The sequence below is a fragment of the Vibrio sp. M260118 genome (assembly GCF_036533755.1).
In the GTDB taxonomy this organism is placed as follows: Bacteria; Pseudomonadota; Gammaproteobacteria; order Enterobacterales; family Vibrionaceae; genus Vibrio.
Genome location: NZ_JATABG010000466.1, coordinates 1 through 2,272 on the forward strand (window position 1 = coordinate 1; position 2,272 = coordinate 2,272).

Below are 2,272 nucleotides of genomic sequence, written 5' to 3' on the forward strand. Positions count from 1 at the left end.
CCCTTACCGTCAGCATGGTATTGCGTCCGGAGGAGCTTTTCGATTCTACGAGTGCGAATCACAACTTTTTCTATATCAGACATACGTTCCCTCCATCGCTATTAAGTTTAGGGGGTGTTTGCTCATTCTTCTATTCTACTGTCCCATTTTTGGTGCAAGTTTCAAGTAAATTTGTGTAAAAGAATCAATAAGTAAACCAATCGCTCAATTTTTACTGACGATCAGTACGTGATATGCCTCGAAATTATTTCGGCTATTGTGCATTTTGTTTATATAGCAAGACCCATGCCCAACACATTCAATCAAATCAAGATAAAATATAGACAGCTGAAAGAAAGAGAGAAGCCCATCATGTCCCTATCATTGCTATTTACCCTTGTGATTGTATTTATCCTAGCAAGTGGATGGGTGTTTGTTCGTTTCTATCGCATGCATATCCAAGGTGACAGCGCTCCTGAGCAAACCGCAGAAGTCACCATACTCGACAAGCAATCCATACCTGTTGAAGATGTTGAGCCAGGTATGGATGACCAAGAGTATTGGATTTATGTACAGAAAGGCCGAATTGGTCCAAAGCGAGAGTTTCAGGTCGGTGTCCACTATTACCACGCGTTAAACCCGGGAGATCATGGAACACTCACTTATCAAGGCGATAAGTTTCTTCACTTTGCTCTCAAACGTTAAGGTAACAACCAGCGAGTTCTGCTGTGTAGCGAGAGCAACCAACTCATTAGCAGCGCAGCCCCGCCACTAATCACAATCCACACTGGAATCACCCAAGCAGGGTGACCTTGATACCAGCCGAACTCCTTCATTGGCCAAAGGAATATCGGGTGGAGAATATAGATCCCTAAGCTGTGCTGGCTAATAAATCCAATGATGCGATTTGATTGCTCAGACAAACTCTCACCAAAGTAACGACAAACCATAAAAATCATACTTGCCGCTAGCACCACATTCAGCGTTTTGTATGAGAGCCAACGGCCAACAGTATACTCTTGCGCTGCAATACTGTTAGTTATCACCATGTAGCCAGTAATGAACAGGGCACCAGTTCCCAGTAAAACAGCTCCTACGGCAGAGAGTGAAGATAGAGGAACACGCTTATAGAGCAGGTAGCCCAACGGCAGATAACCGCTGTACAACCAGAGCTCGTGGCTCCAAGGACCATCTATCCTCAACAAGAAAAGTAGCGTTGTCATCAACCAAATGCCAACAAAGGCGTACAACGCACCATCGCCGTAGTTTTTAACCACTAACTGAAAGAATGGAATGACGAAATAAAGCGGAATAAAGTAATAGAAAAAGCCGAGATGATAGTAAGTCGCATGCGTCACACTGTCAGTCAACACTTGGCTCACTTGCGCAGCGTCAAAGCCACTGTTGCTCCAGCCCGACAAGTAGGCATAGAACAACGACCAGATAATAAAGGGCACGAGAACCTTTCCCAGACGCCGCCTGACATAATATTTGACATCAAATGGCCGCGTATCACTAAGCATCAAAGCGCCCGTTATTAAAATAAACACCGGAACAGCCCAGCGAGTTACGCTATTCACACCTATCGCAGTGACCCACTCACTAAATGGGATAATGCCAAACTCATGCCGATACGGAGCCAACACATGAATGGCGATAACCGCCACGGCTGCCACGCAGCGTAATAAATCAAAAAACCTAACTCTGTCTCTCATACTGATGTGATATTCGATGCCTACTACTCTTCGAATATAGCAATAAAAAAGCCGAACAAAGTACGACTTTGTTCAGCTTTTGGTTGTAGTGGTACGGTGAATTTGGCCACCTGATTAGAGGTGTTAAGATACACCTCATAGCATGACAGGTGAAACTATGACCAAGCGTACCAGACGCACTTTCAGTGCGGAATTCAAACTCGAAGCAGCGCAACTTGTTCTCGACCAAAACTACACCGTTGTTGAAGCCGCAAAAGCCATGGGTGTGGGTAAATCGACAATGGATAAGTGGGTAAGGCAGCTCAAGCAAGAAAGAATGGGAGTAGCACCTCAAGCCTCACCAATGACACCAGAGCAAATTGAGATACGAGAGCTGAAGAAGAAACTTGCACGCCTTGAAGAGCACAATGAAATATTAAAAAAGGCTACTGTAGATTCAAGAGATCATCGCAACACCCTTTTCAATAATGTGTGATGGTGTTTTATATTTCAATACTTTCCTTGGACGTTCATTAAGTTGAGTGGCGACATCATTGAGCTTTTCTTGTGAGTGAGGTGATAAATCTGTTTTTCGAGGG

Annotated in this window: 2 protein-coding genes and 2 pseudogenes; 2 read left to right on the forward strand and 2 right to left on the reverse strand. The window is 44.3% G+C overall.

The window, feature by feature from the left end; all coding sequences use genetic code 11:
* Positions 1 to 83 (reverse strand): annotated as a pseudogene (locus QTO00_RS18425) (DUF4145 domain-containing protein); the annotation flags it as partial.
* Between the two features lie 268 nt (positions 84 to 351).
* On the opposite strand from QTO00_RS18425, the gene QTO00_RS18430 reads away from it, so the two are divergent.
* Positions 352 to 684, forward strand: a complete 333-nt coding sequence (locus tag QTO00_RS18430; protein WP_331426070.1) for a DUF2500 domain-containing protein — start codon at positions 352 to 354, stop codon at positions 682 to 684.
* On the opposite strand, the gene QTO00_RS18435 is transcribed toward QTO00_RS18430, so the two are convergent.
* Positions 681 to 1,694 carry an acyltransferase gene (locus tag QTO00_RS18435; RefSeq protein ID WP_331426071.1) on the reverse strand — a complete coding sequence of 338 codons (1,014 nt, stop codon included), beginning with the start codon at positions 1,692 to 1,694 and terminating at the stop codon, positions 681 to 683. The two genes, QTO00_RS18430 and QTO00_RS18435, sit on opposite strands and share 4 nt — an antisense overlap.
* Before the next feature lie 157 nt (positions 1,695 to 1,851).
* On the opposite strand from QTO00_RS18435, the pseudogene QTO00_RS18440 reads away from it, so the two are divergent.
* Positions 1,852 to 2,121: pseudogene (locus tag QTO00_RS18440) on the forward strand (transposase); the annotation flags it as partial.
* Between the last annotated feature and the right edge of the window lie 151 nt (positions 2,122 to 2,272).